General features: G+C 52.3%; 23 protein-coding genes and 1 pseudogene. 15 read left to right on the forward strand and 9 right to left on the reverse strand.

The window, feature by feature from the left end; translation table 11 throughout:
* Positions 1 to 43: 43 nt before the first annotated feature.
* Entirely contained in the window at positions 44 to 742 is a 699-nt protein-coding gene (gene cpxR / locus QEN32_RS21355) for an envelope stress response regulator transcription factor CpxR (protein WP_001033731.1), read from the forward strand.
* Positions 739 to 2,112, forward strand: coding sequence for an envelope stress sensor histidine kinase CpxA (gene cpxA / locus QEN32_RS21360; protein ID WP_000580402.1), 1,374 nt, complete (start codon positions 739 to 741; stop codon positions 2,110 to 2,112). Before cpxR ends, cpxA begins: the two co-directional genes overlap by 4 nt.
* Positions 2,113 to 2,162: 50 nt before the next feature.
* Here the strand turns inward: cpxA and QEN32_RS21365 are convergent, their stop codons facing one another.
* From QEN32_RS21365 to sodA, 3 genes are all read right to left on the reverse strand, one after another.
* Positions 2,163 to 2,558 carry a nuclear transport factor 2 family protein gene (locus QEN32_RS21365; protein WP_000133441.1) on the reverse strand — a complete coding sequence of 132 codons (396 nt, stop codon included), beginning with the start codon at positions 2,556 to 2,558 and terminating at the stop codon, positions 2,163 to 2,165.
* Between the two features lie 11 nt (positions 2,559 to 2,569).
* Positions 2,570 to 3,259, reverse strand: a complete 690-nt coding sequence (gene yiiM / locus QEN32_RS21370) for a 6-hydroxyaminopurine reductase (RefSeq protein ID WP_176166866.1) — start codon at positions 3,257 to 3,259, stop codon at positions 2,570 to 2,572.
* A gap of 69 nt (positions 3,260 to 3,328) precedes the next feature.
* Entirely contained in the window at positions 3,329 to 3,949 is a 621-nt protein-coding gene (sodA, locus tag QEN32_RS21375; protein WP_023138884.1) for a superoxide dismutase [Mn], read from the reverse strand.
* Between the two features lie 328 nt (positions 3,950 to 4,277).
* Between sodA and QEN32_RS21380 the strand changes: the two genes are divergently transcribed.
* From QEN32_RS21380 to QEN32_RS21390, 3 genes are read left to right on the forward strand one after another with little or no spacing between them, the layout of a single operon-like run.
* Positions 4,278 to 5,261 (forward strand): TRAP transporter substrate-binding protein, encoded by a 984-nt coding sequence (locus tag QEN32_RS21380; protein ID WP_265322364.1) that lies wholly within the window; start codon positions 4,278 to 4,280, stop codon positions 5,259 to 5,261.
* A gap of 18 nt (positions 5,262 to 5,279) precedes the next feature.
* Positions 5,280 to 5,795, forward strand: a complete 516-nt coding sequence (locus QEN32_RS21385; protein WP_001091413.1) for a TRAP transporter small permease — start codon at positions 5,280 to 5,282, stop codon at positions 5,793 to 5,795.
* Positions 5,788 to 7,095: a TRAP transporter large permease gene (locus QEN32_RS21390; protein WP_000566800.1), complete on the forward strand. Its 1,308-nt coding sequence runs from the start codon at positions 5,788 to 5,790 to the stop codon at positions 7,093 to 7,095. The genes QEN32_RS21385 and QEN32_RS21390 overlap by 8 nt, the downstream gene beginning before the upstream one ends.
* Positions 7,096 to 7,252: 157 nt before the next feature.
* Here the strand turns inward: QEN32_RS21390 and QEN32_RS21395 are convergent, their stop codons facing one another.
* Positions 7,253 to 7,936: an oligogalacturonate-specific porin KdgM family protein gene (locus QEN32_RS21395; RefSeq protein WP_000378721.1), complete on the reverse strand. Its 684-nt coding sequence runs from the start codon at positions 7,934 to 7,936 to the stop codon at positions 7,253 to 7,255.
* A 618-nt stretch (positions 7,937 to 8,554) separates the two neighbouring features.
* Between QEN32_RS21395 and rhaT the strand changes: the two genes are divergently transcribed.
* Positions 8,555 to 9,589: an L-rhamnose/proton symporter RhaT gene (gene rhaT / locus QEN32_RS21400; protein ID WP_000063538.1), complete on the forward strand. Its 1,035-nt coding sequence runs from the start codon at positions 8,555 to 8,557 to the stop codon at positions 9,587 to 9,589.
* Here rhaT and rhaR read toward each other — a convergent pair.
* Together rhaR and rhaS are read right to left on the reverse strand one after the other, a co-directional pair.
* Positions 9,586 to 10,432, reverse strand: a pseudogene (gene rhaR / locus QEN32_RS21405) (HTH-type transcriptional activator RhaR). The gene rhaT and the pseudogene rhaR sit on opposite strands and share 4 nt — an antisense overlap.
* Positions 10,433 to 10,584: 152 nt before the next feature.
* A complete protein-coding gene (rhaS, locus tag QEN32_RS21410) occupies positions 10,585 to 11,421 on the reverse strand; it encodes an HTH-type transcriptional activator RhaS (RefSeq protein WP_000217112.1) in 837 nt (278 codons plus the stop codon).
* A gap of 287 nt (positions 11,422 to 11,708) precedes the next feature.
* Between rhaS and rhaB the strand changes: the two genes are divergently transcribed.
* The 5 genes from rhaB to rhaM all read left to right on the forward strand — a co-directional run bounded on the left by rhaB (position 11,709) and on the right by rhaM (position 16,987).
* Complete coding sequence (rhaB, locus tag QEN32_RS21415; RefSeq protein ID WP_000143965.1) at positions 11,709 to 13,178, forward strand: rhamnulokinase; 1,470 nt, start codon at positions 11,709 to 11,711, stop codon at positions 13,176 to 13,178.
* Positions 13,175 to 14,434 carry an L-rhamnose isomerase gene (locus QEN32_RS21420; RefSeq protein ID WP_023181426.1) on the forward strand — a complete coding sequence of 420 codons (1,260 nt, stop codon included), beginning with the start codon at positions 13,175 to 13,177 and terminating at the stop codon, positions 14,432 to 14,434. The genes rhaB and QEN32_RS21420 overlap by 4 nt, the downstream gene beginning before the upstream one ends.
* Before the next feature lie 142 nt (positions 14,435 to 14,576).
* Positions 14,577 to 15,404, forward strand: a complete 828-nt coding sequence (rhaD, locus tag QEN32_RS21425) for a rhamnulose-1-phosphate aldolase (RefSeq protein WP_024798219.1) — start codon at positions 14,577 to 14,579, stop codon at positions 15,402 to 15,404.
* 126 nt (positions 15,405 to 15,530) lie between these two features.
* Positions 15,531 to 16,679 (forward strand): lactaldehyde reductase, encoded by a 1,149-nt coding sequence (gene fucO / locus QEN32_RS21430; RefSeq protein WP_265322365.1) that lies wholly within the window; start codon positions 15,531 to 15,533, stop codon positions 16,677 to 16,679.
* The gene (gene rhaM / locus QEN32_RS21435) at positions 16,676 to 16,987 is read left to right on the forward strand and encodes an L-rhamnose mutarotase (protein WP_265322366.1); all 312 of its coding nucleotides are present in this window, start codon (positions 16,676 to 16,678) and stop codon (positions 16,985 to 16,987) included. The genes fucO and rhaM overlap by 4 nt, the downstream gene beginning before the upstream one ends.
* Positions 16,988 to 17,078: 91 nt before the next feature.
* Here the strand turns inward: rhaM and QEN32_RS21440 are convergent, their stop codons facing one another.
* The gene (locus QEN32_RS21440; protein ID WP_265322367.1) at positions 17,079 to 17,627 is read right to left on the reverse strand and encodes an XRE family transcriptional regulator; all 549 of its coding nucleotides are present in this window, start codon (positions 17,625 to 17,627) and stop codon (positions 17,079 to 17,081) included.
* Positions 17,628 to 17,727: 100 nt separating this feature from the next.
* Here QEN32_RS21440 and QEN32_RS21445 point away from each other — a divergent pair, with 100 nt between their 5' ends.
* Both QEN32_RS21445 and QEN32_RS21450 read left to right on the forward strand, forming a co-directional pair.
* On the forward strand, positions 17,728 to 18,387 hold the full coding sequence (locus tag QEN32_RS21445) for an AzlC family ABC transporter permease (RefSeq protein WP_000683586.1): 660 nt from the start codon (positions 17,728 to 17,730) through the stop codon (positions 18,385 to 18,387).
* The gene (locus QEN32_RS21450) at positions 18,387 to 18,710 is read left to right on the forward strand and encodes an AzlD domain-containing protein (RefSeq protein ID WP_000527677.1); all 324 of its coding nucleotides are present in this window, start codon (positions 18,387 to 18,389) and stop codon (positions 18,708 to 18,710) included. Before QEN32_RS21445 ends, QEN32_RS21450 begins: the two co-directional genes overlap by 1 nt.
* A 355-nt stretch (positions 18,711 to 19,065) precedes the next feature.
* Here QEN32_RS21450 and QEN32_RS21455 read toward each other — a convergent pair whose 3' ends face one another.
* Positions 19,066 to 20,166 (reverse strand): YiiG family protein, encoded by a 1,101-nt coding sequence (locus QEN32_RS21455; protein ID WP_000828048.1) that lies wholly within the window; start codon positions 20,164 to 20,166, stop codon positions 19,066 to 19,068.
* A 182-nt stretch (positions 20,167 to 20,348) separates the two neighbouring features.
* Between QEN32_RS21455 and QEN32_RS21460 the strand changes: the two genes are divergently transcribed.
* Positions 20,349 to 21,380, forward strand: coding sequence for a YiiG family protein (locus tag QEN32_RS21460; RefSeq protein WP_023216603.1), 1,032 nt, complete (start codon positions 20,349 to 20,351; stop codon positions 21,378 to 21,380).
* 267 nt (positions 21,381 to 21,647) lie between these two features.
* On the opposite strand, the gene fdhD is transcribed toward QEN32_RS21460, so the two are convergent.
* Positions 21,648 to 22,484, reverse strand: coding sequence for a formate dehydrogenase accessory sulfurtransferase FdhD (gene fdhD / locus QEN32_RS21465; protein WP_001059739.1), 837 nt, complete (start codon positions 22,482 to 22,484; stop codon positions 21,648 to 21,650).
* A 194-nt stretch (positions 22,485 to 22,678) separates the two neighbouring features.
* On the opposite strand from fdhD, the gene fdnG reads away from it, so the two are divergent.
* The gene (fdnG, locus tag QEN32_RS21470; RefSeq protein ID WP_265322368.1) at positions 22,679 to 25,729 is read left to right on the forward strand and encodes a formate dehydrogenase-N subunit alpha; all 3,051 of its coding nucleotides are present in this window, start codon (positions 22,679 to 22,681) and stop codon (positions 25,727 to 25,729) included.
* Positions 25,730 to 25,736 lie beyond the last annotated feature (7 nt).

Consider the following 25,736-nt stretch of genomic DNA (forward strand, 5'->3'; position numbering starts at 1 on the left):
CGACGCCTGATGACGTAATTTCTGCCTCGGAGGTACGTAAACAATGAATAAAATCCTGTTAGTTGATGATGACCGAGAGCTGACTTCCCTGTTAAAAGAGCTCCTCGAAATGGAAGGTTTTAATGTCCTGGTGGCCCACGACGGCGAGCAGGCGCTTGAGCTTTTGGATGACAGCATCGATTTACTTTTGCTTGACGTCATGATGCCGAAGAAAAACGGTATCGATACGTTGAAAGCGCTTCGCCAGACACACCAGACGCCTGTCATTATGCTGACCGCGCGCGGCAGCGAGCTGGATCGCGTTCTCGGCCTTGAGCTGGGCGCGGACGACTATTTGCCCAAACCGTTTAACGACCGCGAGCTGGTAGCGCGCATCAGGGCTATTTTGCGCCGTTCCCACTGGAGCGAACAGCAGCAGAGCAGCGACAACGGCTCGCCGACGCTGGAAGTCGATGCGCTAAGCCTTAATCCGGGCCGCCAGGAAGCCAGTTTCGATGGCCAAACGCTGGAGCTGACCGGTACGGAGTTCACCCTGCTCTATTTGCTGGCGCAACACCTCGGCCAGGTGGTTTCCCGTGAACATTTAAGTCAGGAAGTGCTGGGCAAGCGCCTGACGCCGTTCGATCGCGCTATTGATATGCATATTTCTAACCTGCGCCGCAAACTGCCGGAACGCAAAGACGGTCACCCGTGGTTTAAAACATTGCGTGGTCGCGGCTATCTGATGGTTTCCGCTTCATGATAGGAAGTTTAACCGCGCGCATCTTCGCCATCTTCTGGTTGACGCTGGCGCTGGTGCTAATGCTGGTACTGATGTTGCCCAAGCTCGATTCACGCCAGATGACCGAGCTGCTGGACAGCGAACAGCGCCAGGGATTGATGATAGAGCAACATGTAGAAGCTGAACTTGCGAACGATCCGCCCAACGACCTGATGTGGTGGCGTCGCCTGTTCCGCGCGATCGATAAGTGGGCGCCGCCTGGACAGCGGTTATTACTGGTGACCTCTGAAGGACGCGTGATCGGCGCTGAACGCAGCGAAATGCAGATCATTCGTAACTTCATTGGTCAGGCGGATAACGCCGATCATCCGCAGAAGAAAAAATATGGCCGCGTAGAGATGGTGGGGCCGTTCTCCGTTCGCGACGGAGAGGATAATTACCAGCTTTACCTGATTCGACCGGCCAGCAGTTCGCAATCCGATTTTATTAATCTGCTGTTTGACCGCCCGCTTCTGTTGCTCATTGTCACGATGCTGGTCAGTTCGCCGCTCTTGCTATGGCTGGCATGGAGTCTGGCGAAACCGGCGCGTAAGTTGAAAAACGCGGCTGATGAAGTGGCGCAAGGCAACCTGCGTCAGCATCCGGAGCTGGAGGCGGGTCCGCAGGAGTTCCTCGCCGCTGGCGCCAGTTTTAACCAGATGGTGACGGCGCTGGAACGGATGATGACCTCGCAGCAGCGTTTGCTGTCAGACATCTCCCATGAGCTGCGAACGCCCCTTACGCGCCTGCAACTGGGTACCGCGCTGCTGCGTCGTCGTGGCGGCGAAAGCAAAGAGCTGGAGCGTATTGAAACCGAAGCGCAGCGTCTGGACAGCATGATCAATGACCTGCTGGTGATGTCGCGTAACCAACAGAAAAACGCGCTGGTCAGCGAAACGATGAAAGCCAATCAGCTATGGGGCGAAGTGCTGGATAACGCCGCCTTTGAAGCCGAACAGATGGGCAAGTCGTTAACGGTAAATTATCCGCCGGGGCCGTGGCCGCTCTATGGCAACCCAAACGCGCTGGAAAGCGCGCTGGAAAATATTGTTCGTAATGCGCTGCGCTATTCACATACGAAGATTGAAGTCGGCTTCTCGGTGGATAAAGACGGTATTACGATCACGGTCGATGACGACGGACCGGGCGTCAGCCCTGAAGACCGCGAGCAGATCTTCCGTCCGTTCTATCGCACTGATGAGGCGCGCGACCGCGAGTCTGGCGGCACCGGGCTGGGGCTGGCGATTGTCGAAAGCGCCATGCAGCAGCACCGCGGCTGGGTGAAGGCTGACGATAGCCCGCTCGGCGGGTTGCGGCTTACGCTGTGGCTACCGCTGTACAAGCGAACCTAAAAACCATCGGCCTGCGAATGCAGGCCGATTTTTTATCTCGCCGTCGAGATTTACCGGGAAATGTCTGGCGCCAGAATCCACTCGGCGCTGTCGTTCCACACGTCCATCCGGGTAATTTTGCCATCGCGCACTTCGAAGCGGTCGATAAAGCGGTTATCGGCAAACGGGCGACCGTCGGGCCATTCCCCATACAACGTACCGTTGGAATAAATCACAACGTAATCATCATGCTGCACCGCATCAAACTCGCCCAGCGCCTTCTTCACCCACTTGTAGCGAGCGCCGTTAAACTGCGCGATATCTGCCGCGCCCGCCATCGCCCGGCCTCCGGTGAAGGTAATTTTCACCTCCGGGTGCATATACGTTGCGGCACGTTCAGCATCGGGAATCATCGAGGCCACCAAAAATTCTTTTACGATCGCCACCGCATTTTCAGCTTCAGTCATAATCCTTCCTTTCATTTTGGCGGAGTTTTATCCCCCCACAGTCGTCTGGCGCTATCTTCAATTTTGCCGCTCAAACGACGCTTCTGCATGGTGCGGCTCCAGCTCGCCGACAGCCCGGCGGCGCTCAACAGCCGATGATATTGTTCGTCATCAAACGGCATAGACCAGGCGATAACACCCGCTTCATGAACCGAGACATCGCTCAGACGCGACGCCAGTTCCAGCGGCGCATCGCTGGAGACCTTACCTGGCGCAATGACCCGATACAGCCAGCCGGTTTTTCCGCTGTTCTGCATAAGGAGGGCCATGTCGCTGATGGCAAAGTGGAAATTAAGTTTAAAGCATGGAGAGCGCGGCTGAGTGACCTGGATCAACGCCTCGCCCCAGAGGTAGATGTCGCCAATAAACACGTTGTGTTCGGTCATTCCGTCCGTCGACAGATTCTCGCCAAACGCCGGGGCGCAAAACAGCGTCGCCTGCTCGGGGAACTGGCGAATCCAATCAGCATAGTGTTCGCGGGGGTAATGGCATAGCGCGCGGTCGGGGCCGCCGTGGATTTTCTTTTCGGCCTGCTCATCGCCTGCCAGACCCAGCTCGGTCAGCATAAGTTCGCCATCGGCCTGCACTTTGGCGATAGCGCTCGGGCGGCTGCCGTCATAGTCACGAATTTTGCCAATAAACACGTCAACCGGATAATGCATCTGCTGCTCCTTACGCGGATACAAAAAAAGCGAGTCATCAGACTCGCTTCTACAGACGTGCAATGCAAATTATTTTTTAGCGGCGAAACGCGCTGCTGCTTCGTCCCAGTTCACCACGTTCCAGAACTCTTTGATGTAGTCCGGGCGGCGGTTCTGGAATTTCAGGTAGTAAGCGTGTTCCCACACGTCCAGACCCAGGATCGGGAAGCCGGAAGCGCCGGAAATGGCTTCACCCATCAGCGGGGAATCCTGGTTTGCGGTAGAAACCACAGCCAGTTTGTCACCTTTCAGCACCAGCCACGCCCAGCCGGAGCCGAAACGGGTTGCTGCTGCTTTTTCGAATTCAGCTTTGAAGTTGTCAACGGAACCGAAGTCACGCTCGATAGCCACTTTCAGATCGCCCTGCAGAGTGGTGCCTTTTTTCAGCCCTTTCCAGAACAGGCTGTGGTTAGCGTGGCCGCCGGCGTTGTTACGCAGCACGGTTTTTTTGTCCGCTGGCACCTGGTCCAGTTTAGTAATCAGTTCTTCAACCGGCAGGTCAGCAAACTCAGGCAGGTTTTCCAGCGCCGCGTTAGCGTTGTTGACATAGGTTTGATGGTGTTTGGTGTGGTGAATCTCCATCGTCTGCTTATCGAAGTGCGGTTCCAGTGCATCATAAGCGTACGGCAGGGATGGCAGTGTATAACTCATAATCATCTCCATTATTGTCGAGCGGCACAGTGTTAACGCCGCGTAAGCAGTTGGTTCATTATAGTTAATTAAATGATATTGAAAATGATTATCAATGCCGTACTTTTTCCATGGTTATAAACGTTACGGCATCCGCTGAAAAAAACCGATTTTTACGCCTCCAACCGAAACCGCCTGTTGATGAATTCCTGGAAATCATGAAATGTGAAACAGGGTTTCAAAATCTTTCTTTTGGTGCCAATTTTTGTCAGCGGTGGCAAAATCAAGAAGGTTATAATTTCACCATGCAATTACATTCCCGGTAAATTATTACAATTGCGAGGGAATTATGAAGCAACCTGGTTTTATACGTCTGGCTACGTTGGCCTTACTCTCCACACTCTCTTTCTTCTCCCACGGCGAAACCATTTTGCGCCTGGCCTACGCTGAAAATAGCCAGCCGGTAAAAGATGCGTTGCACTTCCTGGGGCAGCAAATTGAAGAGAAAACGGGCGGCGATATCAAAGTACAGTACTTCCCGGACGGACAGCTTGGCGGCGAGCGCGAACTGGTGGAGTTGACGCAGGTCGGCGTCGTCGACATCACTAAAGTGTCGTCCGGGCTGATGGAGAGTTTTTCGCCTGAGTACGGCGTGTTCTCACTTCCCTACCTGTTTGCCACCGTCGAGGAATACTACCGCGTAATGGATAACCCGCAGGTGATGGAGCCTGTTTATCAGTCCACCGCCGCGCAGGGGTTTGTCGGCGTAGGCTGGTATGATTCCGGCGCGCGTAATTTTTATATGAGCAAAGCGCCGGTTAAACGCATTGAGGATTTACGCGGGAAGAAGATCCGCGTCATGCAGAGTGAGACGGCGATCCAAACCCTCAAACTGCTGGGCGCTTCGCCCATCGCCATGAGTCAGGCGGAGGTCTATACCTCGTTACAACAAGGCATTCTCGACGGCGCGGAAAACAATGAGTTCGCTCTCACCATCGCCCGCCACGGCGAAGTCGCCCGTTATTACACCTACGATATGCACACCCGCATTCCCGATATCCTGCTAATGAGTACCCTCACGCTGGAAAAGCTGACGTCGGAACAGCAGCGCATCGTCGAAGCCGCCATCAAGGCGTCGATCGAATTTGAGAAAGCCGCATGGGACAAGGAAATAGAGAAAACCAGGCTGGCGGCGGTAAAAGATTTCAACGTTGAATTCTACGAGATCGACAAAAAACCCTTCCAGAAGGCAGTACAGCCTATTTACGACGGTCTGAAAAACAAACCGCGGCTTTACGGGCTGTATCAACGTATCCAGACAGCAAAAAATTAATCTAATCAGGAAATTAAGATGAACACATTCAGAAAAGGACTTGATTTATTGCTGGGCGCTATCTGTTGCCTGGTGCTGGCGATAATGGTTGGCATCGCCTGCTGGCAGGTGGTGAGCCGCTACATTCTGGGCGTTCCCAGCACCCTTACCGAAGAGATGCTGCGATTTCTCCTGGTGTGGGTATCAATGCTGGGCATGGCTTTTGTCGCCGGTCAGAAACAGCATATCAGCCTGACTCTCTTACTGGATAAGGTGTCGCCGACGATTCGCGGCTGGTGGGATATTATTCTGCAGGTCATTTTTATCGCGTTTTCCATTTGGGTATTGATTATCGGCGGCTTAAAGATTTCTGCGATTTCTATGCTGCAAATCTCCCCTGCGCTGGGCATTCCGATGGGAAAAATTTATTACGCGCTCCCCTGCGCGGGCGTACTGATCATCCTCTATGGGCTGCTGAATATCGTTGACGCCCTGAAAGCTATCCATTCCGCCACGGATACCACTGAGCACACTCTGGAGAAATCACATGATTGACCCTATTTTTGCGTCCTGTACGCTAATTGCCGTCTTTGTTGTTTTACTGGCCATGGGCGCGCCTATCGGGATCTGCATCGTTATCGCCTCTTTCAGCACCATGATGCTGGTACTGCCTTTCGATATTTCGATGTTCGCCACCGCGCAAAAAATGTTCTCCAGCCTGGACAGTTTTGCCTTGCTGGCCGTGCCGTTCTTCGTTTTGTCCGGGGTGATCATGAATAGCGGGGGAATTGCCGCCCGGCTGGTCAATTTTGCCAAACTGTTTACTGGCAAACTGCCCGGCTCGCTCTCTTACACCAACATCGTCGGCAATATGATGTTTGGTGCAATTTCCGGATCGGCAATTGCCGCCTCAACCTCCATCGGCGGCGTGATGGTGCCGATGAGCGCGCGCGAAGGTTACGATCGCGGCTTTGCGGCCGCGGTGAATATCGCCTCCGCGCCGACGGGAATGTTAATTCCGCCCACCACGGCTTTTATCCTTTATGCGCTGGCAAGCGGGGGAACATCGATTGCCGCTCTGTTCGCCGGCGGTCTGGTTGCGGGTGTGCTGTGGGGCGTTGGCTGTATGCTGGTCACGCTGGTGGTCGCTAAGCGTCGAAATTATCGGGTTTTCTTCACCGTCCAAAAAGGCATGGCGCTAAAAGTTGCCGTTGAGGCCATTCCCAGCCTGTTACTGATCGTGATTATCGTCGGCGGCATTGTGCAGGGGATTTTCACCGCCATTGAAGCCTCCGCGATTGCCGTGGTGTATACGTTATTGCTGACGATGGTGTTTTACCGCACGCTGAAAATTAAGGATTTGCCTTCGATTTTGCTCCAGACAGTGGTAATGACCGGGGTCATCATGTTCCTGCTGGCAACCTCTTCGGCGATGTCCTTCTCGATGTCGATCACCAATATTCCTGCGGCGCTGAGCGATATGATCCTCGGTATTTCCGCCAATAAACTGGTTATCCTGTTAGTCATTACCGTCTTTTTGTTGATTATCGGCGCATTTATGGATATCGGTCCGGCCATTCTGATTTTTACCCCGATTCTGCTGCCGATCATGGCTAAACTGGGCGTCGATCCGGTGCATTTCGGCATTATCATGATCTATAACCTGGCGATTGGCACCATTACGCCGCCAGTTGGCAGTGGTTTATATGTCGGGGCGAGCGTCGGTAAGGTCAAAGTTGAGGAAGTGATTAAACCGTTGCTGCCTTTTTACGGCGCGATTATCGGCGTTCTGTTATTAATTACCTACATTCCGGAAATCACACTGTTCTTACCCCGTCTACTGGGCATCATGTAAGCGCATAGTTTCCTGCATATCTCGTTGCCGGATGGCGATTCGCGTCTTATCCGGCCAACGCACGATAATAATTATCCGCAGGTCATCACCAGGTAAAAAAAACCGGCTACCTATAAAGTAGCCGGAAAAGGGAATAAATAATAAACAGGGATAATGATTAGAATGTGTAGCCTATACCCACGCGGAAACGGGTTTGTCTTTCATCGCTGTTGCTATTGACGGAAACATTACCTACCTCAACGAATGGCGACCATTGATCAATAATATAGGCAGTTCTGAAGTTATATTCATAGTTATCTTTGCCGCCATCGTAAAGATCATATTTATCAGCTTTCTTATAAATTCCTTCGATTGTCCAGTCAAAGTTGTTCCATTTATAACCCGCCCAGACATCCATACGATTGATGGTATCATCATCACGGATATCAGAAGAACGGCGTACATATTCAAAACGATAGCGCGCACCAACCCACCAGCTTTCATTTAATGTCCACGTCGCGCGGAAGTAAGGCTTATAGGTAGAGTAACCGTTGCCTGTTTCCAGCACGAAACCCGGTTGCCAGGCGACATCACCGGTTTTAAATTGGTAGCTTATCGTATATTCGTTGCCCTGTGTTTCCAGGTCATTAAACGCTTTATTGGTGTCATCCCCGCCTGATTTTGAGATAGCTTCTATCGCAAAACCAACACCATTCGCAAACCGATGAGAAATATACGCACGGTCATAGTTAGCTTTACTATCATCAAGATATTCATGACGAACATCGACATATACTGCATGCGCATTTGTTACAACAAGAGGTAATAGTAAGAAAAGAGATTTTCTCATAACAGAATCCATTTAATTTAAAATTAAAACGTTGTTTCATGTCAGACCATTACAACCATAATACGCAATGTGAATGACGACAATATAGACAAAGATCTTTAATTTAAAATTGGGATAATGTTCAAAAAGCAAAATAAAATAAATGAAATTCATATTCGTCATATAAAATAAAAATCAAAACACCATCAACAACGCCAATATAGGGATTTCCTTATATTTATATTTCATTGATTCCTAACGTTAATTTCAATATATTTAAATTGTAAATACAAATAAAACAATTAAATAATTACTGTATAATTACCCTTTTATCAAACGGTAAGTCAGACTATTCCCATTATGTGATCTCACGCAGCGTTTTCTTTGCATTGTTGCCAGCTAAGTCGTTTCGTGTCGTTATGATGAAGGTATTTTAGAAAACAAATATTACCCACTGATTTAAATAACATCCAGACGGTCACGATGCGCTCCGACTTTTTTAAAACGTGAAGTTAATCACTTCATTAACGTGCTGATTGCCAGAATACACCCAACGGCGGCAATCGTTATAAGGTTACCGGGCTGCGTAATTTTTAAACTCATGCAAACGGAAGGGGTATCCCGTCCATAAAAAATAATGAGGAACATGTCATGAGTAACGCGATTACGATGGGTATTTTCTGGCATTTGATAGGGGCGGCCAGTGCAGCCTGCTTCTATGCCCCGTTCAAGCAAGTGAAACAGTGGTCATGGGAAACCATGTGGTCAGTGGGTGGCATTGTCTCATGGCTTATTCTGCCGTGGACAATTAGCGCTCTGTTACTGCCTGATTTCTGGGCCTATTATGGGCAGTTTAACCTCTCCACCCTTTTACCGGTTTTTCTGTTCGGCGCCATGTGGGGCATCGGCAATATTAATTACGGTCTGACCATGCGTTATCTCGGGATGTCGATGGGTATCGGCATCGCTATCGGCATTACGCTTATCGTCGGCACGCTGATGACGCCTATCATCAACGGTAACTTCGATGTGTTAATCCATACCGAAGGGGGACGCATGACGCTACTTGGCGTTTTTGTCGCGCTGATCGGCGTCGGGATTGTGACGCACGCCGGACAGTTAAAAGAACGCAAAATGGGCATTAAAGCGGAGGAGTTCAATCTGAAGAAAGGGCTTCTGCTGGCAGTGATGTGCGGTATTTTCTCGGCGGGGATGTCTTTTGCCATGAACGCCGCGAAACCGATGCATGAAGCTGCTGCCGCGCTTGGCGTTGACCCGCTCTATGTCGCGCTGCCGAGTTACGTGGTGATTATGGGCGGCGGCGCGCTGGTGAACCTCGGTTTCTGTTTTATCCGCCTGGCAAAAGTGCAAAATCTGTCGATAAAAGCCGACTTCTCGCTGGCAAGACCGTTGATTATCAGCAATATTCTGCTGTCCGCGCTTGGCGGTCTGATGTGGTATTTACAGTTCTTTTTCTATGCCTGGGGTCACGCGCGCATTCCAGCGCAATATGACTACATGAGCTGGATGCTGCACATGAGCTTCTATGTGCTGTGCGGGGGGCTTGTCGGTCTGGTGCTAAAAGAGTGGAAAAATGCTGGCCGCCGTCCCGTTGCCGTATTAAGCCTCGGCTGCGTGGTAATTATTATCGCGGCGAATATTGTCGGTTTAGGCATGGCCAGTTAATCGCTTTGATTACTGAGATGACGCCATTGGCTCGGCGTCATCCCGGTTTCCCGCGTGAACACCACTGAAAAATAATTACTATCTTCAAAACCGCACTGCATCGAAATCTCGCTAATCATCAGCGGGCTATGCTGAAGCAGATACTGCGCGTGGCAAATACGGACCTGGCGTAAATATTGATTAATCGTCATCCCGGTTTGGGCGCGAAACTGCTGCCGCAACACCCGTTCGCTGCATTGTTCCTGCTGGCAAAACGCATCCAGCGCAAAGGGACACTCAAGGCTATTAGCCAAAGCGGTAATTAATTTATCCAACAGGGTTTCTCGGGAGGTTGCCGGAAGATCGTCGGTCGCGTAGCGATGCCGTTTTAACGTCATCACCAGTTGACCAAACAGCAATTCCGCCATCTCTCGCCAGCGGATCGTGTCCATTACTCTCATGTTCAAGCTGGTTAATGACCTGCCGCGCCTGATTCATTCCCATACTGCCCAGCCGCCAGTGAGGATGCCACTGCGCTCCCTGAAAGCCGGGAATCATCGCCTGCCAGTTTACATTGAGTTTCAAACGCTCCGGGCAGTAAATGATATTTTGCAGCACCAGATCGTTAACGGAGGTATAGGAGTGTTTGTCTTCAGCACGAATGTAAAACAGATCGCCGCGGGTAATTCTGTATGGGCGCTCATTAAGAACGTGTAGGCCATTGCCCCGCCAGACCATCACCAGTTCACAAAACTCATGCGTATGTTCCGCAAAAACATCCTGTGGATAGCGATCGGCAACCGTAACGGCCTGCTGCTCATCAGTAAAAAAATCTTTTTTCAAAAGGATTAACTGATTTGCCACCGCAGCACCTCATGTTGAATGCTTGCCGGATGGCACTACGCTTATTCTGTCTACCGCTCGCCGCCGTAGGCCAGGTAAGGCGCAGCCGCCATCCGGTATTAAAGGGTATAATTATCAGCATATTGGCGACGAAAACGTTGATAGCGTTCGCGTTACTGGATTATCGCATCGCGTCCCTGACGGATATCCCGCGGCGACCAGTTAAATTCTCGGCGAAACAGAGTCGAAAAGTGGTTACTGTCGCCAAAACCGCAGCGGTACGCGATTTCTGTCACGCTATGATCGCTATGGCGCAATAAATGCCGGGCTTTGATCAAACGCAGGCGATTAAGATAACGTTGCGGCGTCAGCCCGGTATGCTGTTTAAGCTGACGATGCAGCGTGCGTAGCGACAGCGAAAACTGTTCAGCTACCGCCTCCCAGCAGACCTCCTCCGCAAAATGGTCTTCCAGCCATGCCATCAGTTGGTTGAGTTTGGCGTCGTTATTGGTCGCGCCTTCCATCAGGCTACTGCGGCGTAACAACACTAGTAGTTGCATAAACAAAATTTCGCGATTCGCCACGGCAGGCGCATCCATGCCGTCTCCGGCGCGCTCCATCAGACCGACCAACTGGCGCACCTGCTGCAACACACTCTGATTCACCCGCCAGTGCGAAGGATAGTAACCATCCTGCTCCTGCGGCAGCAATTGATCCAACCCCGCCAGGAACTGGAAGGCGTCCGGCGAACGCCACAGTACATTCGTCAGGCATAGGTTGTCGGTATGTTCATATAAATGCCGGTCGTGATCGCGAACAAAACACACGGTACCGCCGCTGATGGTATACGGCTGCCCGTTGAATACATGAATGCCCGTACCGTGTTCCACAATCACGATTTCATGAAAATCATGATGATGTTCAGGAAAAGCGGCTTGCGGCAGACGAGGTTCAATCGCCACGGGCGCTTTACCTGATGGAAAAAAATCCACGCTATGCAGTACGGTCATGGTTGCTTCCTCCTGAATTCAACATGTCCGAATAGTAATTAAGGGTTATCGGCCTCACCTTAAATTTTTGACGCTAAAGCGCGCAAACATGGTCTTTTTTTCAAGAAAAGGCGGGAAAAAGCGGGAAATGCGGACGACATCACACCGGCCTATTAGTAGAAACTGTGAACGCTATCACGTTCATCTTTGCCTTGTTGCCAGCGGCTCATTTTCCTGTCAGTAACGAGAAGGTAGGTCTTTGAGGGCTTTTTTAGACTGTGCGCAATGACTCTAAGAAGGACCTGATTATGACTTTTCGCCATTGTGTCGCGGTTGATCTCGGCGCATCCAGCGGGCGCGTGATGCTGGCGCGTTACGACAGCAAACACCGTACCCTGACGCTACGTGAAATTCACCGTTTTGTGAACTGCCTACAAAAAACAGACGGGTTTGACACCTGGGACATCGACAGTCTGGAAAAGGATATCCGTCTTGGTCTGAAGAAAGTCTGCAATGAAGGCATTCTTATCGACAGCATCGGCATCGACACCTGGGGCGTCGATTATGTCCTGCTGGATAAACAAGGTCAGCGTGTCGGCCTGCCGGTCTCCTACCGCGATAACCGTACCACGGGCATCATGCCGCAAGCGCTGGTCCAGATCGGCAAAAGCGAAATCTATCGCCGCAGCGGGATTCAGTTTCTGCCGTTTAACACCATCTATCAGCTACGCGCGCTGACGAAACAACAGCCTGAGTTAACGGCGCAGGTCGCTCATGCGCTGCTGATGCCCGATTATTTCAGCTACCGCCTGACCGGTGAAATGAACTGGGAATACACCAACGCCACGACCACCCAGTTGGTCAATATCAATACCGATGACTGGGACGATACCCTGCTGGCGTGGACCGGCGCGAAAAAGAGTTGGTTCGGTCGCCCCTCACACCCTGGCAATGTTATCGGCGACTGGATTTGCCCGCAGGGCAACCGTATTCCGGTGGTAGCCGTCGCCAGCCACGATACCGCCAGCGCCGTTATTGCCTCTCCGCTGGCAAATAAACATAGCGCTTACCTGTCTTCAGGCACCTGGTCGTTGATGGGTTTTGAAAGCAAAATGCCCTACACCACTGACGAGGCGCTGGCTGCCAATATCACCAACGAAGGCGGCGCAGAAGGGCGTTATCGGGTACTGAAAAACATTATGGGTTTGTGGCTGCTCCAGCGCGTGCTGAAAGAACGGCGCATTACCGATCTGCCTGCGCTTATTGCCCAAACAGAAGCGCTGCCGGCCTGCCGTTTCCTGATTAACCCGAATGACGATCGCTTTATCAATCCTGACGATATGCGCGCTGAAATCCAGGCCGCCTGTCGCGAGACCGACCAGCCCGTTCCCGTCAGCGATGCCGAACTGGCGCGCTGCATTTTCGACAGTCTGGCGCTGTTGTATGCCGACATTCTGCACGAACTGGCAAATCTGCGCGGCGAAAAATTTACCCAACTGCATATTGTCGGCGGCGGATGCCAAAACGCGCTACTCAACCAGTTGTGCGCCGATGCATGTGGTATTCGCGTGATGGCCGGGCCGGTTGAAGCCTCCACCCTTGGCAATATTGGTATTCAGCTTATGACCCTCGACGAATTAAACAACGTCGATGACTTCCGTCAGGTCGTCAGCGCTAACTACGACCTGACAACCTATATCCCTAATCCTGATAGTGAAATTGCCCGCCACGTTGCGCAGTTTCAACCCAAACGACAGACAAAGGAGCTTTGCGCATGACCACTCAACTGGAACAAGCCTGGGAACTGGCAAAACAACGTTTCGCCGCAGTAGGTATTGATGTCGAGGAGGCGCTGCGCCAGCTCGATCGCCTGCCGGTTTCCATGCACTGCTGGCAGGGCGACGATGTTGCCGGATTCGAGAACCCGGAAGGTTCGTTGACGGGCGGAATTCAGTCAACCGGCAACTATCCGGGCAAAGCGCGTAACGCCACCGAACTGCGCGCCGATCTGGAACAGGCGCTGCGTCTGATCCCAGGCCCAAAACGGCTGAACCTGCACGCCATTTATCTTGAGTCGGATACGCCGGTTGCCCGCGACCAGATCAAACCGGAGCATTTTAAAAACTGGGTGGAGTGGGCGAAAGCGAACCGGCTGGGGCTGGATTTCAACCCCACCTGTTTTTCTCATCCACTGAGCGCTGACGGTTTTACCCTCTCTCATCCAGACGCGAAAATTCGCCAGTTCTGGATCGATCACTGCAAGGCCAGCCGCCGCGTCTCGGCATACTTTGGTGAGCAGCTCGGTACGCCGTCGGTGATGAACATCTGGATCCCGGACGGCATGAAAGACATTACCGTCGACCGTTTAGCCCCGCGCCAGCGCCTGCTGGAAGCGCTGGATGAGGTCATTAGCGAGAAATTCGACCCGGCGCACCACATCGACGCCGTTGAGAGCAAACTGTTTGGCATCGGCGCGGAAAGCTACACCGTCGGCTCCAATGAGTTCTACATGGGCTACGCCACCAGCCGTCAGACCGCGCTGTGCCTGGATGCGGGCCACTTCCATCCCACTGAAGTGATTTCCGACAAAATTTCCGCCGCCATGCTCTATGTGCCACGGCTGCTGCTGCACGTCAGCCGCCCGGTACGCTGGGATAGCGACCACGTGGTGCTCCTGGACGATGAAACCCAGGCAATTGCCAGCGAGATCGTCCGTCATAACCTGTTCGACCGTGTGCATATCGGTCTGGATTTCTTCGACGCCTCTATCAACCGTGTCGCCGCGTGGGTTATCGGTACCCGCAACATGAAAAAAGCGCTGCTGCGCGCTCTGCTGGAACCCACAGATCAACTGCGTCAGCTTGAGGCCAGCGGCGATTACACCGCGCGTCTGGCGCTGCTGGAAGAGCAGAAATCTCTGCCGTGGCAGGCCGTCTGGGAAATGTATTGCCAGCGTCACGATACGCCGACTGGCAGCCAGTGGCTGGACAGCGTTCGCGTCTACGAAAAAGAGATCCTGAGCAAACGTAGCTGACAGCGACACCTGATTTGTAGGCCGGATAAGACGCCCGCGTCGCCATCCGGCAATAAATGAAACACGATTGCCGGATGGCGCTGCGCTTATCCGGCCTACGTAAGACCCGAATAACCTTCGGGCAATAAATGGGAACACGAACATGCAAAATATTACCGATTCCTGGTTTGTCCAGGGCATGATTAAAGCCACGTCTGATGCGTGGCTGAAAGGGTGGGACGAACGTAATGGCGGTAACCTGACGCTACGTCTGGATGAAGCCGACATCGCGCCTTTTGCGGCTAATTTCCACGAAAAACCGCGCTATATCGCGCTAAGTCAACCCATGCCGCTGCTGGCGAATACGCCGTTTATCGTTACCGGTTCCGGCAAATTCTTCCGCAACGTTCAGCTCGATCCGGCAGCCAATTTAGGCGTGGTCAAAATCGACAGCGACGGCGCAGGCTACCACATTCTGTGGGGCTTAACCCACGACGCGGTACCCACCTCTGAACTCCCGGCGCATTTCCTTTCCCACTGCGAACGCATCAAAGCCACCCACGGCAAAGACCGCGTCATTATGCATTGCCATGCGACTAACCTGATCGCCCTCACCTACGTACTGGAAAACAACACTGCGCTGATCACCCGCAAACTGTGGGAAGGCAGCACCGAATGTCTGGTGGTATTCCCGGACGGTGTCGGCATTCTGCCGTGGATGGTGCCAGGCACCGATGAAATCGGCCAGGCCACCGCGCAAGAAATGCAGAAACATTCGCTGGTGCTGTGGCCGTTCCACGGCGTGTTCGGAAGCGGACCTACGCTGGATGAAACCTTCGGTTTGATAGATACCGCAGAGAAATCCGCTGAGGTATTAGTCAAAATCTATTCGATGGGCGGTATGAAGCAGACCATCACGCGCGAAGAACTGGTCGCACTCGGCAAACGATTTGGCGTGACACCGCTGGCCAGCGCCGTAGAGCTGTACTGATACCTCCCAACTCAACGCCGGATGCGGCTTTGCCTTATCCGGCCTACAGGTCGGTGCGCATTTTACCGTAGGCCCGATAAGCGTAGCGCCATCGGGCAACAGGGAATTTTTTTAAGGAGAATAGTGATGAGCTTTATGTTGGCACTGCCAAAAATTAGCCTGCATGGCGCTGGAGCGATTGCCGATATGGTGAACCTCGTGGCGAATAAGCAATGGGGCAAAGCGCTGATCGTTACCGATGGTCAACTGGTAAAGTTGGGCCTGCTGGATAGCCTGTTTAGCGCACTGGATGAACATCAAATGTCTTACCACCTGTTTGATGAGGTGTTCCCAAACCCGACAGAAGAGCTGGTGCAGAAAGGTTTTGCGGCGTATCAGAGCGCAGAATGTGACTACATTATCGCCTTCGGCGGCGGCAGCCCGATCGATACCGCAAAAGCGGTGAAAATTCTGACCGCCAACCCAGGTCCATCTACCGCCTACTCCGGCGTCGGCAAAGTGAAAAACGCCGGCGTACCGCTGGTAGCGATTAACACTACGGCAGGTACCGCGGCAGAGATGACCAGCAACGCGGTGATTATCGACTCTGCCCGTAAGGTCAAAGAGGTGATCATCGACCCGAATATCATCCCGGATATTGCCGTGGATGACGCCAGCGTCATGCTGGAAATCCCGGCGTCTGTGACCGCCGCAACCGGCATGGATGCCCTGACCCATGCGGTGGAAGCCTATGTCTCCGTTGGCGCGCATCCGCTCACCGACGCTAACGCGCTGGAAGCGATTCACTTAATCAATGTGTGGCTACCGAAAGCGGTTGACGATGGCCATAACCTCGAAGCCCGTGAGCAAATGGCATTCGGCCAGTACCTGGCGGGTATGGCGTTCAACAGCGCCGGTTTGGGGCTGGTTCACGCGCTGGCGCACCAGCCGGGCGCAACCCACAACCTGCCGCACGGCGTCTGCAACGCTATCCTGCTGCCAATTGTCGAGAACTTTAACCGTCCGAACGCCGTCGCGCGTTTTGCCCGCATCGCACAGGCGATGAGCGTGGAGACGCGCGGTATGTCTGACGAAGCCGCAAGTCAGGAAGCGATTAACGCTATCCGTACGCTGAGCAAACGCGTCGGCATTCCAGAAGGTTTCAGCAAGCTGGGCGTCACAAAAGAAGATATCGAAGGCTGGCTGGATAAAGCCCTCGCCGACCCGTGCGCGCCGTGTAACCCGCGCACCGCCAGCCGCGATGAAGTTCGCGAGCTGTACCTGGAGGCGTTATGATCCGCAAAGCCTTTGTGATGCAGGTAAATGCCGACGCGCACGAGGAGTATCAGCGTCGTCATAACCCAATCTGGCCGGAGCTGGAAGCCGTATTAAAATCTCACGGCGCGCATCACTACGCGATTTATCTCGATCAGGAGCGCAATCTGCTGTTCGCCACCGTTGAGATTGAATCCGAGGAGCGCTGGAACGCCGTTGCCAGCACCGACGTTTGCCAGCGTTGGTGGAAACATATGCGTGACGTTATGCCCGCGAATCCGGATAACAGCCCGGTCAGCGCAGAGCTAAAAGAGGTGTTCTATCTGTAGTAAGTCGTGTGCCCGGTGGCGCAAGCTTACCGGGCCTACGGTTTTATTTTTTGTCGGCCGGATAAGGCGGTTACGCCGCCATCCGGCAATTTCAATTCTGCTCCGCTACCAGGATAGCCTGTGTATCCGGTTCCAGCGCTTTAAAGATATGCGCCAGGTCGCCGGGATAACAAATGTAATCGCCCTCCACCAGCTCTTCCGGCGCCTCGGTTAAGCCGACGAGGGCTTTTCCCTGCGTAACAATAATATGTTCCACCGACCCCGGCGGATGCGGATGAGAGATCCGGTCGGCCCCCGGCTGCGTCAACAGCAGATAGATATCACGCCGCGCGCCGGGCGGACACGCCGCCAGTAATATCGCCTGATAATGCGCCTGCTCCGCCACCACTTTGGTGCCTTCTCCGCGGCGAATCACCTGCGTTTTTTGTACCTGCGGCTCCAGCAGCCTGGCAAAGGGAATGTCGAGCGCGACGCATAGCGACCATAACGTCTCCAGGCTGGGGTTGCCGTTCCCTGCTTCCAGTTGTGAAAGCGTAGATTTAGCGATGCCTGCGCGCCGCGCAATCTCCGCCAGCGACAGTCCGGTTCGCTGGCGTTCGCGTACCAGACTTCTGGCAATGACGCTAATAGGTTGTGTCATAAAGCATCCAACGTTCACTATAACGAACGAAATGTTCGTCTTGTAAAGCAAATCTGTTCCGTTCATTATAATGAAAATTCGTTCGATATGACTAAAGAAGATGAAACACTATTTTTCCTGTCTCAAGGGAGACACGATAAAAGCGATATTTTTAGTGTGCCTGGCCGTGGGCGTCGTCGGCATGTCCTATGGCTCACTGGCGATGGCCTACGGTTTCCCACTGTGGGTGCCGTTTGTCCTCTCTATTTTTGTACTGGCGGGCGCGTCCGAATTTATGTTTATCGGCATTGTTGCCAGCGGCGGCAATCCGTTAGCGGCGGCGGCGGCAGGACTACTGGTGAATGCGCGCCACGTGCCGTTTGGCGTAACGGTGCGCGATTTGGTTGGCACCCGCGCCGCCAGCTTTTTCGGCTGCCATATCATGAATGATGAGAGCGTGGTGTTCGGCCTGTCGCAAAAAACACCCGAACAACGTAAAGCCGCCTACTGGCTATGCGGTCTGGGCGTCGCCCTATTCTGGCCGATTGGCACACTGATTGGCGCAGGTGTCGGCAAACTGCTCCCGGCCCCAGAAACCATCGGTCTGGATGCCGTATTCCCGGCAATCTTACTGGCGCTGGTGATCCCGGCGTTTAAAAACCGCACCACATTGATTCGTGGTTGCAGCGGCGCCGCGCTGTCGCTTGCCGCCGTTCCCTTTGTGGCTGCCGGATTGCCGGTGTTGCTTTCGCTGCTTGGCCTACTGGCGAGGAAAAAATAATGGGCAATATGACGCTATTTATTATCGGTATTGCTCTTTTATCTGCGGGAACCTATTTGATGCGCCTCGGCGGCGCGAAACTTGGCAGCCGTCTGGCGCTGTCTGAGCGTTCACAGGCGCTGCTCTCGGATGCGGCAACGGTGCTACTATTCTCCGTCGCGCTGGCGACCACCTTTTACGAAGGCGAACATTTTGCCGGAATGGCGCGCGTTCTTGGGGTTGGCTTCGCCGTATTTTTAGCCTGGCGTAAAATGCCGCTTATTGTGGTGATTATCGCCGCTGCGGTGGTGACCGCGTTATTACGAATGGCGGGTATTAATTAACGTCTTACAGAACAGTTGGACGTGACACCCTATAAGTGATGAAGGCTGGGCCGCCCTATGCTGAAGTGACTCAGAATTTTCGCATCAGGCGGGATAAATGCTTTCCATATAAATGCCGATCCTCAATGACACTACCAGTACCTTCCAGCGTGACGTCAACATCTTGTGATAGCTTCAGATTACTGGTTTTTCTAATAGCTCTCTTTAGTTAATGTTTACGTCAGCTATTTTTACGGATATTGCCTGATGAGGAATACATAAACGAAAAAAGCGCCTGATCGGCGCTTTTTATTGGCGTTATAGCGTAATTTTATAGGCACTTGCGCCAGCCTGCGCTCAGTTAATGTGCCGTCACTCAACGCAGGCGGTTATAATCATCCACCATCTCATTATAACTTCTCAACGACGCCGGATAAGAATCCGCAACCATCCATCCTGTTGCAGGGTCCTGCACCCGTTTCTTTTCAAAATCAGAATACTCAACATTGTCTCTGATGCGACGAATATATTTTTTAGCTTGTAGCTGATAATCAGCCGCAGAGCTGATGAAAGAAGAATTACGGCCATCAGTATTCACTTCTTTCAATTGCGCAATCATTGTTTCCAGTTCCGCGACTTTTTTCATCATCGCTTCGGCATCAAAGGTATCGGCAGAAATAACCTTGTTGATCTGCTTTGCCGAAATCATGACAGCCAGAGAATAATAGTTAAATGTTTTACCTTCCGCTTCTTCTATTCTCTTCAACTGTGTCAATTGCCGCCTGTCATTTATTTCCTGAATAGCCTCATGATATTTTTCCGAGACGGGTTTAAAATCCTCGATATTCTTCAGTAATGTCTGATGCAGCGCCTTACCTTTAGCAAAGGCATCATCTTTATAGTTTTCCTGGGTATAATATTTTTCCATTTCGTTAATGGTATTACCCAGCGCGGCGGCGCTATCAATATAGCTAACGGCAACGCCATCAATAGGCTCAAGTAATGGCGTTAAGGCGGCCACCTGTTTCATCTCTTTCTGGCAATTCGTTATGTAAGACTCCGTAATACCATAAATGCCATAAACCAGGCTCTCTTTCCCTGTCGGACCTTTTTTAAAGTCTTTCACCCAATCCGCGTAACGCGCCAGACTGCGCTGAACGGGCAATTGAAGTTTATTAAAACAATCGATATAGACATCCATTTTTTCACTATAAACTTCTTCAGCGTCAACCTCCGGCTGAGCTGGCGTTTCTGGCTTCGCCGCCGGGGGCTGAGTTGCCGTTTCTGGCTTCGCTGCTGGGGGCTGCGCTGGACTTTCGCCAGATTGCGTTTCCGGCGTCTGAGAAGGCGCTGGCGTCGCAGGCTGACTGCTGGCGGCCGGCGTCGCCTCGGTTTTAACATTATTGTCATCACATCCTGTTGCGCCCAGGGTCATTAGCGCAATGATTATCGCTGAGGATAATAAATTCCTTTTCATTTAATTGCCTTTTGTATATTTACGTTGGGGTTCTCTTATTTTAACGAATACATTGATATTGATAATGTTAATTATAATGAAATATGGATTAAGTATTTTTTGTGTTGAATAAATCACATACCTGTTTTTTTTCATTAAAATGAATCTGTAAATTTCAATGATATTATTTATAGGTTATTCTAATGAAAAAGGATTTGTTATCATCAATTATTATCGCTATGCTGATGACTGCCGGGCTAAGCGCTTGTGATGAAAAAAAAGCGGACGAACAACCTGTAGCTCAGAGTGCGGATTCATCAGCGAGCAATACACAACCCACATCAGCGGAAAGCGCAGATGCGAACGATGTTCTTAACCAAAAGCTGAATGTTTACATTGATTGTTATAATAATCTCCAGGCAGATATTTACCGTGCTGTAAATCGTTATGCTAACACATTCGACGATTTCCGCACCGGTCCTACCGGTAAGGAAGACGATCCCTCTCCGCTGGTTCCTGTATATCCTGCATTTATCCAGGACTGCCGGAAAGACATCAAGGCGGCGGCTGAATTAAAGCCAGCGTTTGCCTCTCTGGATAGTGCTGCTCTGGCATTTATTAATGCGGCTGGGCCACTAGCTGAAACAATCAATAGTATGAATAAATACTATGATCAAGATAACTTCAAGGATGATGCCTTTGCTGGCGCTAAAGCGTTCCATAAAACGTTTATAAAACAGTTCGATGAGTTTGATCCCATTGCGAAAAAATATATCGCCGAGATTACCATTATGAGTAAGCAGCATGCGGCTAATGAAATTAAGGCGACCGAGAAGAAAGAAGGTAAATCCATTAAGTACTATACGCTTTTGACGATGCAGGAAGCCGAGACGCTTAATGACGCTGTAGCTGATGCTTCTTTTGATGTGGCGGCAGTAAGCAAACAGCTCGCTGATTTTGAAGAGCATACTCAGAAGCTAAACGAGAAGATCAACGTTGATATAGATAAACATCGTAGCTTCCCTGGCTTTATTTCTGAGCTGGAAAAATTCCAGGGCAAGGTGAAAAAACGCATTCGGCGTGTGCGCGATAACGTGGCGTATACCTCGCATGAGCAGGACTACCTCAATAGCGGCAGCGGCGATATGGTAGATGGTTCTTATGAGGCTGTGGTTAAAGCTTATAACGAGCTCATCGATACCTATAATGGCTATCATCTTGAGCGTGAGTTCTAAGCTTTTCACGCTGCAAATCGCGTGCATATAACCGCTAAACTGAGCAAATAAGTCGTTAGCGACTGTCGAAAGAGCGCCCCAGGGGCGCTTTTTTCGTTCGAAGTATTACCGGGTAGCAAGCGCCTCGTTAATGGCTGGAATAAGCTGCGGCCCAGCATAAAAACGATTAAAACCTGTATGGCCTCGCCACTATACGTGATTCCGTTATCAAGAGAGGCTGTAAAATTGAGAAAATATATATTTTACGCAAATGTAGAGGGTACTATTTTAGTCTGCGATTAACCGCTGCGGATGGGTATAAATCGTCGCCCGACCCGGCTTACAGAACCCCACCAGCGTAAGATTACACCGTTCAGCGACGTCAACCGCGAGCGTGGTAGCAGCAGAAACCGCAAACAAAATTTCCACACCGCACATCGCCGACTTCTGCACCATTTCGTAACTCGCACGACTGGAAACCAGCGCCGCGCCTTGCCGCCATTCCTCACCTTCCGTAGCGCGGCGGCCGAGCAGTTTATCCAGCGCAACGTGGCGTCCGACATCTTCATGGCCCCCCGCCAGTTCACCCGACGGCATGACCCACGCCGCAGCGTGCGTACAACCCGTCAGCTTACCCGTCGGTTGAAAATCATTCAGATGTTTTAACGCGCGATCAAGGTTACCGAGATTAAACGTTTGGCTAAACGGCAGCGGTTGCACCGGCTTACCGATGTCATTGAGCTGTTCCACGCCACATACGCCGCAACCGGTACGTCCGGCCAGCGCGCGACGACGCGCTTTCAGCCCCATAAATCGACGGCTGGAAAGATCAATCTGCACTTCAAGTCCGTTACAGGACGGCACAACGTCCATGCCATAGATTTCACGCGGGCTGTCAATGATCCCTTCCGACAGAGAAAACCCTATTGCGAAATGCGTCAGATCTTTCGGAGAAGCCATCATAACGACATGCGAAATACCGTTATACACCAGTGCCACTGGCACTTCCTCGGCAACATCATCAAGTTGGGGGGACTGCAAATCCTCGCGTTTCCAGAGAGTCAACTGGCGTGAGGTTGTGAAATCAGTCACATTTAGGACTTCTTCAGACAGTATATTGTTCACTTTCTTTTAACCATATAAGAACACACACACCAACATTATGGTATTCTGTTACAACTCCTCCCGGATGGAGGAAAATTTATCCAATTCTGAACCTTTGCGGGCCCGTCCGCAAAGAAAAATAACAACCACTCCCTGAGCGTTTCGGATAGAGAAATGTGAAAGAGAAGTGACAATGTCGAAACAAGGAGCAAACCATGCAGGTCAGCAGAAGGCAGTTCTTTAAGATCTGCGCTGGCGGTATGGCAGGCACCACGGCGGCGGCACTGGGCTTCGCGCCCGGCGTAGCGCTAGCGGAAACACGGCAATATAAACTGCTGCGCACCCGCGAAACCCGTAACACCTGCACCTACTGTTCCGTTGGCTGCGGGCTGTTGATGTACAGCCTCGGCGACGGTGCGAAAAACGCCAAAGCATCTATTTTCCATATCGAAGGGGACCCGGATCATCCGGTAAGCCGTGGCGCGCTGTGCCCAAAAGGGGCCGGTCTGGTGGACTTTATCCACTCTGAAAGCCGCCTGAAATTCCCGCAATACCGCGCGCCGGGTTCAGATAAGTGGCAACAGATCAGTTGGGAAGAAGCGTTTGACCGCATCGCTAAACTGATGAAGGAAGATCGCGACACCAACTATCAGGCGCAGAACGCCGAAGGCGTTACCGTTAACCGCTGGCTCACCACCGGGATGCTGTGCGCTTCCGCATCCAGTAACGAGACGGGTTATTTAACGCAAAAATTCTCCCGCGCGCTGGGTATGCTCGCGGTCGACAACCAGGCGCGTGTCTGACACGGACCAACGGTAGCAAGTCTTGCTCCAACATTTGGTCGCGGTGCGATGACCAACCACTGGGTCGACATCAAGAACGCCAACCTCGTCGTGGTGATGGGCGGTAACGCCGCAGAAGCTCACCCGGTCGGGTTCCGCTGGGCGATGGAAGCCAAAATTCACAACGGCGCGAAGCTGATTGTGATCGATCCGCGCTTTACGCGTACCGCGTCGGTGGCCGATTTCTATGCGCCAATACGCTCTGGTACTGACATTGCCTTCTTGTCAGGCGTGATGCTGTATCTGCTGACCAACGAAAAATACAACCGTGAATACACCGAGGCCTATACCAATGCCAGCCTGATCGTGCGTGAAGATTTTGGCTTCGATGATGGTCTGTTCACCGGCTACGACGCAGATAAGCGGCAGTACGATAAAACCAGTTGGCACTATGAGCTGGACGAAAACGGTTTTGCCAAACGCGATACGACACTGCAACACCCGCGCTGTGTCTGGAATCTGTTGAAACAGCATGTCTCACGCTATACGCCGGACGTGGTAGAAAATATCTGCGGTACGCCGAAAGCGGACTTCCTGAAAGTGTGCGAGTACATTGCAGAAACCAGCGCAAAAGATAAAACCGCGTCGTTCCTGTACGCGCTGGGCTGGACGCAGCATTCCATCGGCGCGCAGAACATCCGTACTATGGCGATGATCCAGCTTCTGCTCGGTAACATGGGGATGGCGGGCGGCGGCGTTAACGCCCTGCGCGGTCACTCCAATATTCAGGGACTGACCGACTTAGGACTGCTGTCGCAAAGTCTGCCGGGCTACCTGACGCTGCCGAGCGAAAAACAGACCGACCTGCAAACCTATCTGGCTGCCAATACGCCGAAGCCATTGTTGAAGGATCAGGTCAACTACTGGGGTAACTATCCGAAATTCTTCGTCTCAATGATGAAGGCCTTCTTTGGTGATAAAGCGACAGCGGAAAACAGCTGGGGCTTCGACTGGCTACCGAAGTGGGACAAAGGCTACGACGTACTGCAGTACTTCGAGATGATGAAACAGGGTAAGGTCAACGGCTATATCTGCCAGGGCTTTAACCCGGTGGCCTCATTCCCGAACAAAAACAAAGTGGTCGCATCGCTTTCCAAACTGAAGTACCTGGTGACTATCGATCCGCTCAACACCGAAACGTCCACCTTCTGGCAAAACCACGGTGAGTCGAACGACGTTGATCCCGCAAAAATCCAGACCGAAGTGTTCCGTCTGCCTTCCACCTGTTTTGCCGAGGAAAATGGTTCCATCGTTAACTCCGGTCGCTGGTTACAGTGGCACTGGAAGGGCGCGGACGCCCCGGGAATTGCCATGACCGACGGCGAAATCCTCGCCGGTATCTTCTTACGCCTGCGTAAGATGTACTCTGAACAGGGCGGCGCCAACCCGGAACAGGTGTTGAATATGACCTGGAACTACACCAAACCATACGAACCTGCCTCTGAAGAAGTGGCGATGGAAAGTAATGGTAAAGCGCTGGCCGATCTTATCGACCCGGCAACCGGCGCGGTGGTGGTGAAGAAAGGTCAACAGCTCAGTTCGTTCGCGCAACTGCGCGATGACGGTACGACGTCCAGCGGCTGCTGGATTTTCGCCGGTAGCTGGACGCCGGAAGGCAACATGATGGCGCGTCGTGATAACGCCGACCCGTCTGGTCTCGGCAACACGCTGGGCTGGGCCTGGGCGTGGCCGCTCAACCGCCGCATCCTCTATAACCGCGCCTCCGCCGATCCGCAGGGTAATCCCTGGGACCCGAAACGTCAGCTACTGAAATGGGAAGGCGGAAAATGGGCCGGATGGGATATTCCGGACTACAGCGCCGCCGCGCCCGGCAGCGACGTCGGACCGTTTATCATGCAGCCGGAAGGGATGGGCCGCCTGTTTGCTATCGATAAGATGGCGGAAGGGCCGTTCCCGGAACACTACGAGCCGTTTGAAACGCCGCTGGGCACTAACCCGCTGCACCCGAACGTTATCTCTAACCCTGCCGCCCGTATCTTTAAAGACGATGCCGACGCGCTGGGTAAAGCGGATAAGTTCCCGTATGTCGGAACCACTTACCGTCTGACCGAGCACTTCCACTACTGGACCAAGCACGCGTTGCTTAACGCTATCGCCCAGCCGGAACAGTTTGTGGAAATTGGCGAGAAGCTGGCGAATAAGCTCGGTATCGCGCATGGCGATACCGTGAAGGTCTCCTCGAACCGCGGCTATATCAAAGCCAAAGCGGTGGTGACCAAGCGTATTCGCACGCTGAAAGCGGACGGCAAGGATATCGATACCATCGGTATTCCTATTCACTGGGGCTACGAAGGCGTGGCGAAAAAAGGCTTTATCGCCAATACGTTAACGCCTTTCGTCGGTGATGCGAACACGCAAACGCCGGAGTTTAAATCCTTCCTTGTGAACGTGGAAAAGGTGTAACGGAGAC

This window comes from Salmonella sp. SA14318 (assembly GCF_029866905.1).
Taxonomy (GTDB): domain Bacteria; phylum Pseudomonadota; class Gammaproteobacteria; order Enterobacterales; family Enterobacteriaceae; genus Salmonella; species Salmonella enterica.

Excerpts from the sequence above, each read along its gene's own strand:
- cpxR (WP_001033731.1), top strand. The coding sequence starts at position 44 with ATGAATAAAATCCTGTTAGTTGATGATGACCGAGAGCTGACTTCCCTG.
- cpxA (WP_000580402.1), top strand. The coding sequence starts at position 739 with ATGATAGGAAGTTTAACCGCGCGCATCTTCGCCATCTTCTGGTTGACG.
- QEN32_RS21365 (WP_000133441.1), bottom strand. The coding sequence starts at position 2,558 with ATGACTGAAGCTGAAAATGCGGTGGCGATCGTAAAAGAATTTTTGGTG.
- yiiM (WP_176166866.1), bottom strand. The coding sequence starts at position 3,259 with ATGCATTATCCGGTTGACGTGTTTATTGGCAAAATTCGTGACTATGAC.
- sodA (WP_023138884.1), bottom strand. The coding sequence starts at position 3,949 with ATGAGTTATACACTGCCATCCCTGCCGTACGCTTATGATGCACTGGAA.
- QEN32_RS21380 (WP_265322364.1), top strand. The coding sequence starts at position 4,278 with ATGAAGCAACCTGGTTTTATACGTCTGGCTACGTTGGCCTTACTCTCC.
- QEN32_RS21385 (WP_001091413.1), top strand. The coding sequence starts at position 5,280 with ATGAACACATTCAGAAAAGGACTTGATTTATTGCTGGGCGCTATCTGT.
- QEN32_RS21390 (WP_000566800.1), top strand. The coding sequence starts at position 5,788 with ATGATTGACCCTATTTTTGCGTCCTGTACGCTAATTGCCGTCTTTGTT.
- QEN32_RS21395 (WP_000378721.1), bottom strand. The coding sequence starts at position 7,936 with ATGGATTCTGTTATGAGAAAATCTCTTTTCTTACTATTACCTCTTGTT.
- rhaT (WP_000063538.1), top strand. The coding sequence starts at position 8,555 with ATGAGTAACGCGATTACGATGGGTATTTTCTGGCATTTGATAGGGGCG.
- rhaS (WP_000217112.1), bottom strand. The coding sequence starts at position 11,421 with ATGACCGTACTGCATAGCGTGGATTTTTTTCCATCAGGTAAAGCGCCC.
- rhaB (WP_000143965.1), top strand. The coding sequence starts at position 11,709 with ATGACTTTTCGCCATTGTGTCGCGGTTGATCTCGGCGCATCCAGCGGG.
- QEN32_RS21420 (WP_023181426.1), top strand. The coding sequence starts at position 13,175 with ATGACCACTCAACTGGAACAAGCCTGGGAACTGGCAAAACAACGTTTC.
- rhaD (WP_024798219.1), top strand. The coding sequence starts at position 14,577 with ATGCAAAATATTACCGATTCCTGGTTTGTCCAGGGCATGATTAAAGCC.
- fucO (WP_265322365.1), top strand. The coding sequence starts at position 15,531 with ATGAGCTTTATGTTGGCACTGCCAAAAATTAGCCTGCATGGCGCTGGA.
- rhaM (WP_265322366.1), top strand. The coding sequence starts at position 16,676 with ATGATCCGCAAAGCCTTTGTGATGCAGGTAAATGCCGACGCGCACGAG.
- QEN32_RS21440 (WP_265322367.1), bottom strand. The coding sequence starts at position 17,627 with ATGACACAACCTATTAGCGTCATTGCCAGAAGTCTGGTACGCGAACGC.
- QEN32_RS21445 (WP_000683586.1), top strand. The coding sequence starts at position 17,728 with ATGAAACACTATTTTTCCTGTCTCAAGGGAGACACGATAAAAGCGATA.
- QEN32_RS21450 (WP_000527677.1), top strand. The coding sequence starts at position 18,387 with ATGGGCAATATGACGCTATTTATTATCGGTATTGCTCTTTTATCTGCG.
- QEN32_RS21455 (WP_000828048.1), bottom strand. The coding sequence starts at position 20,166 with ATGAAAAGGAATTTATTATCCTCAGCGATAATCATTGCGCTAATGACC.
- QEN32_RS21460 (WP_023216603.1), top strand. The coding sequence starts at position 20,349 with ATGAAAAAGGATTTGTTATCATCAATTATTATCGCTATGCTGATGACT.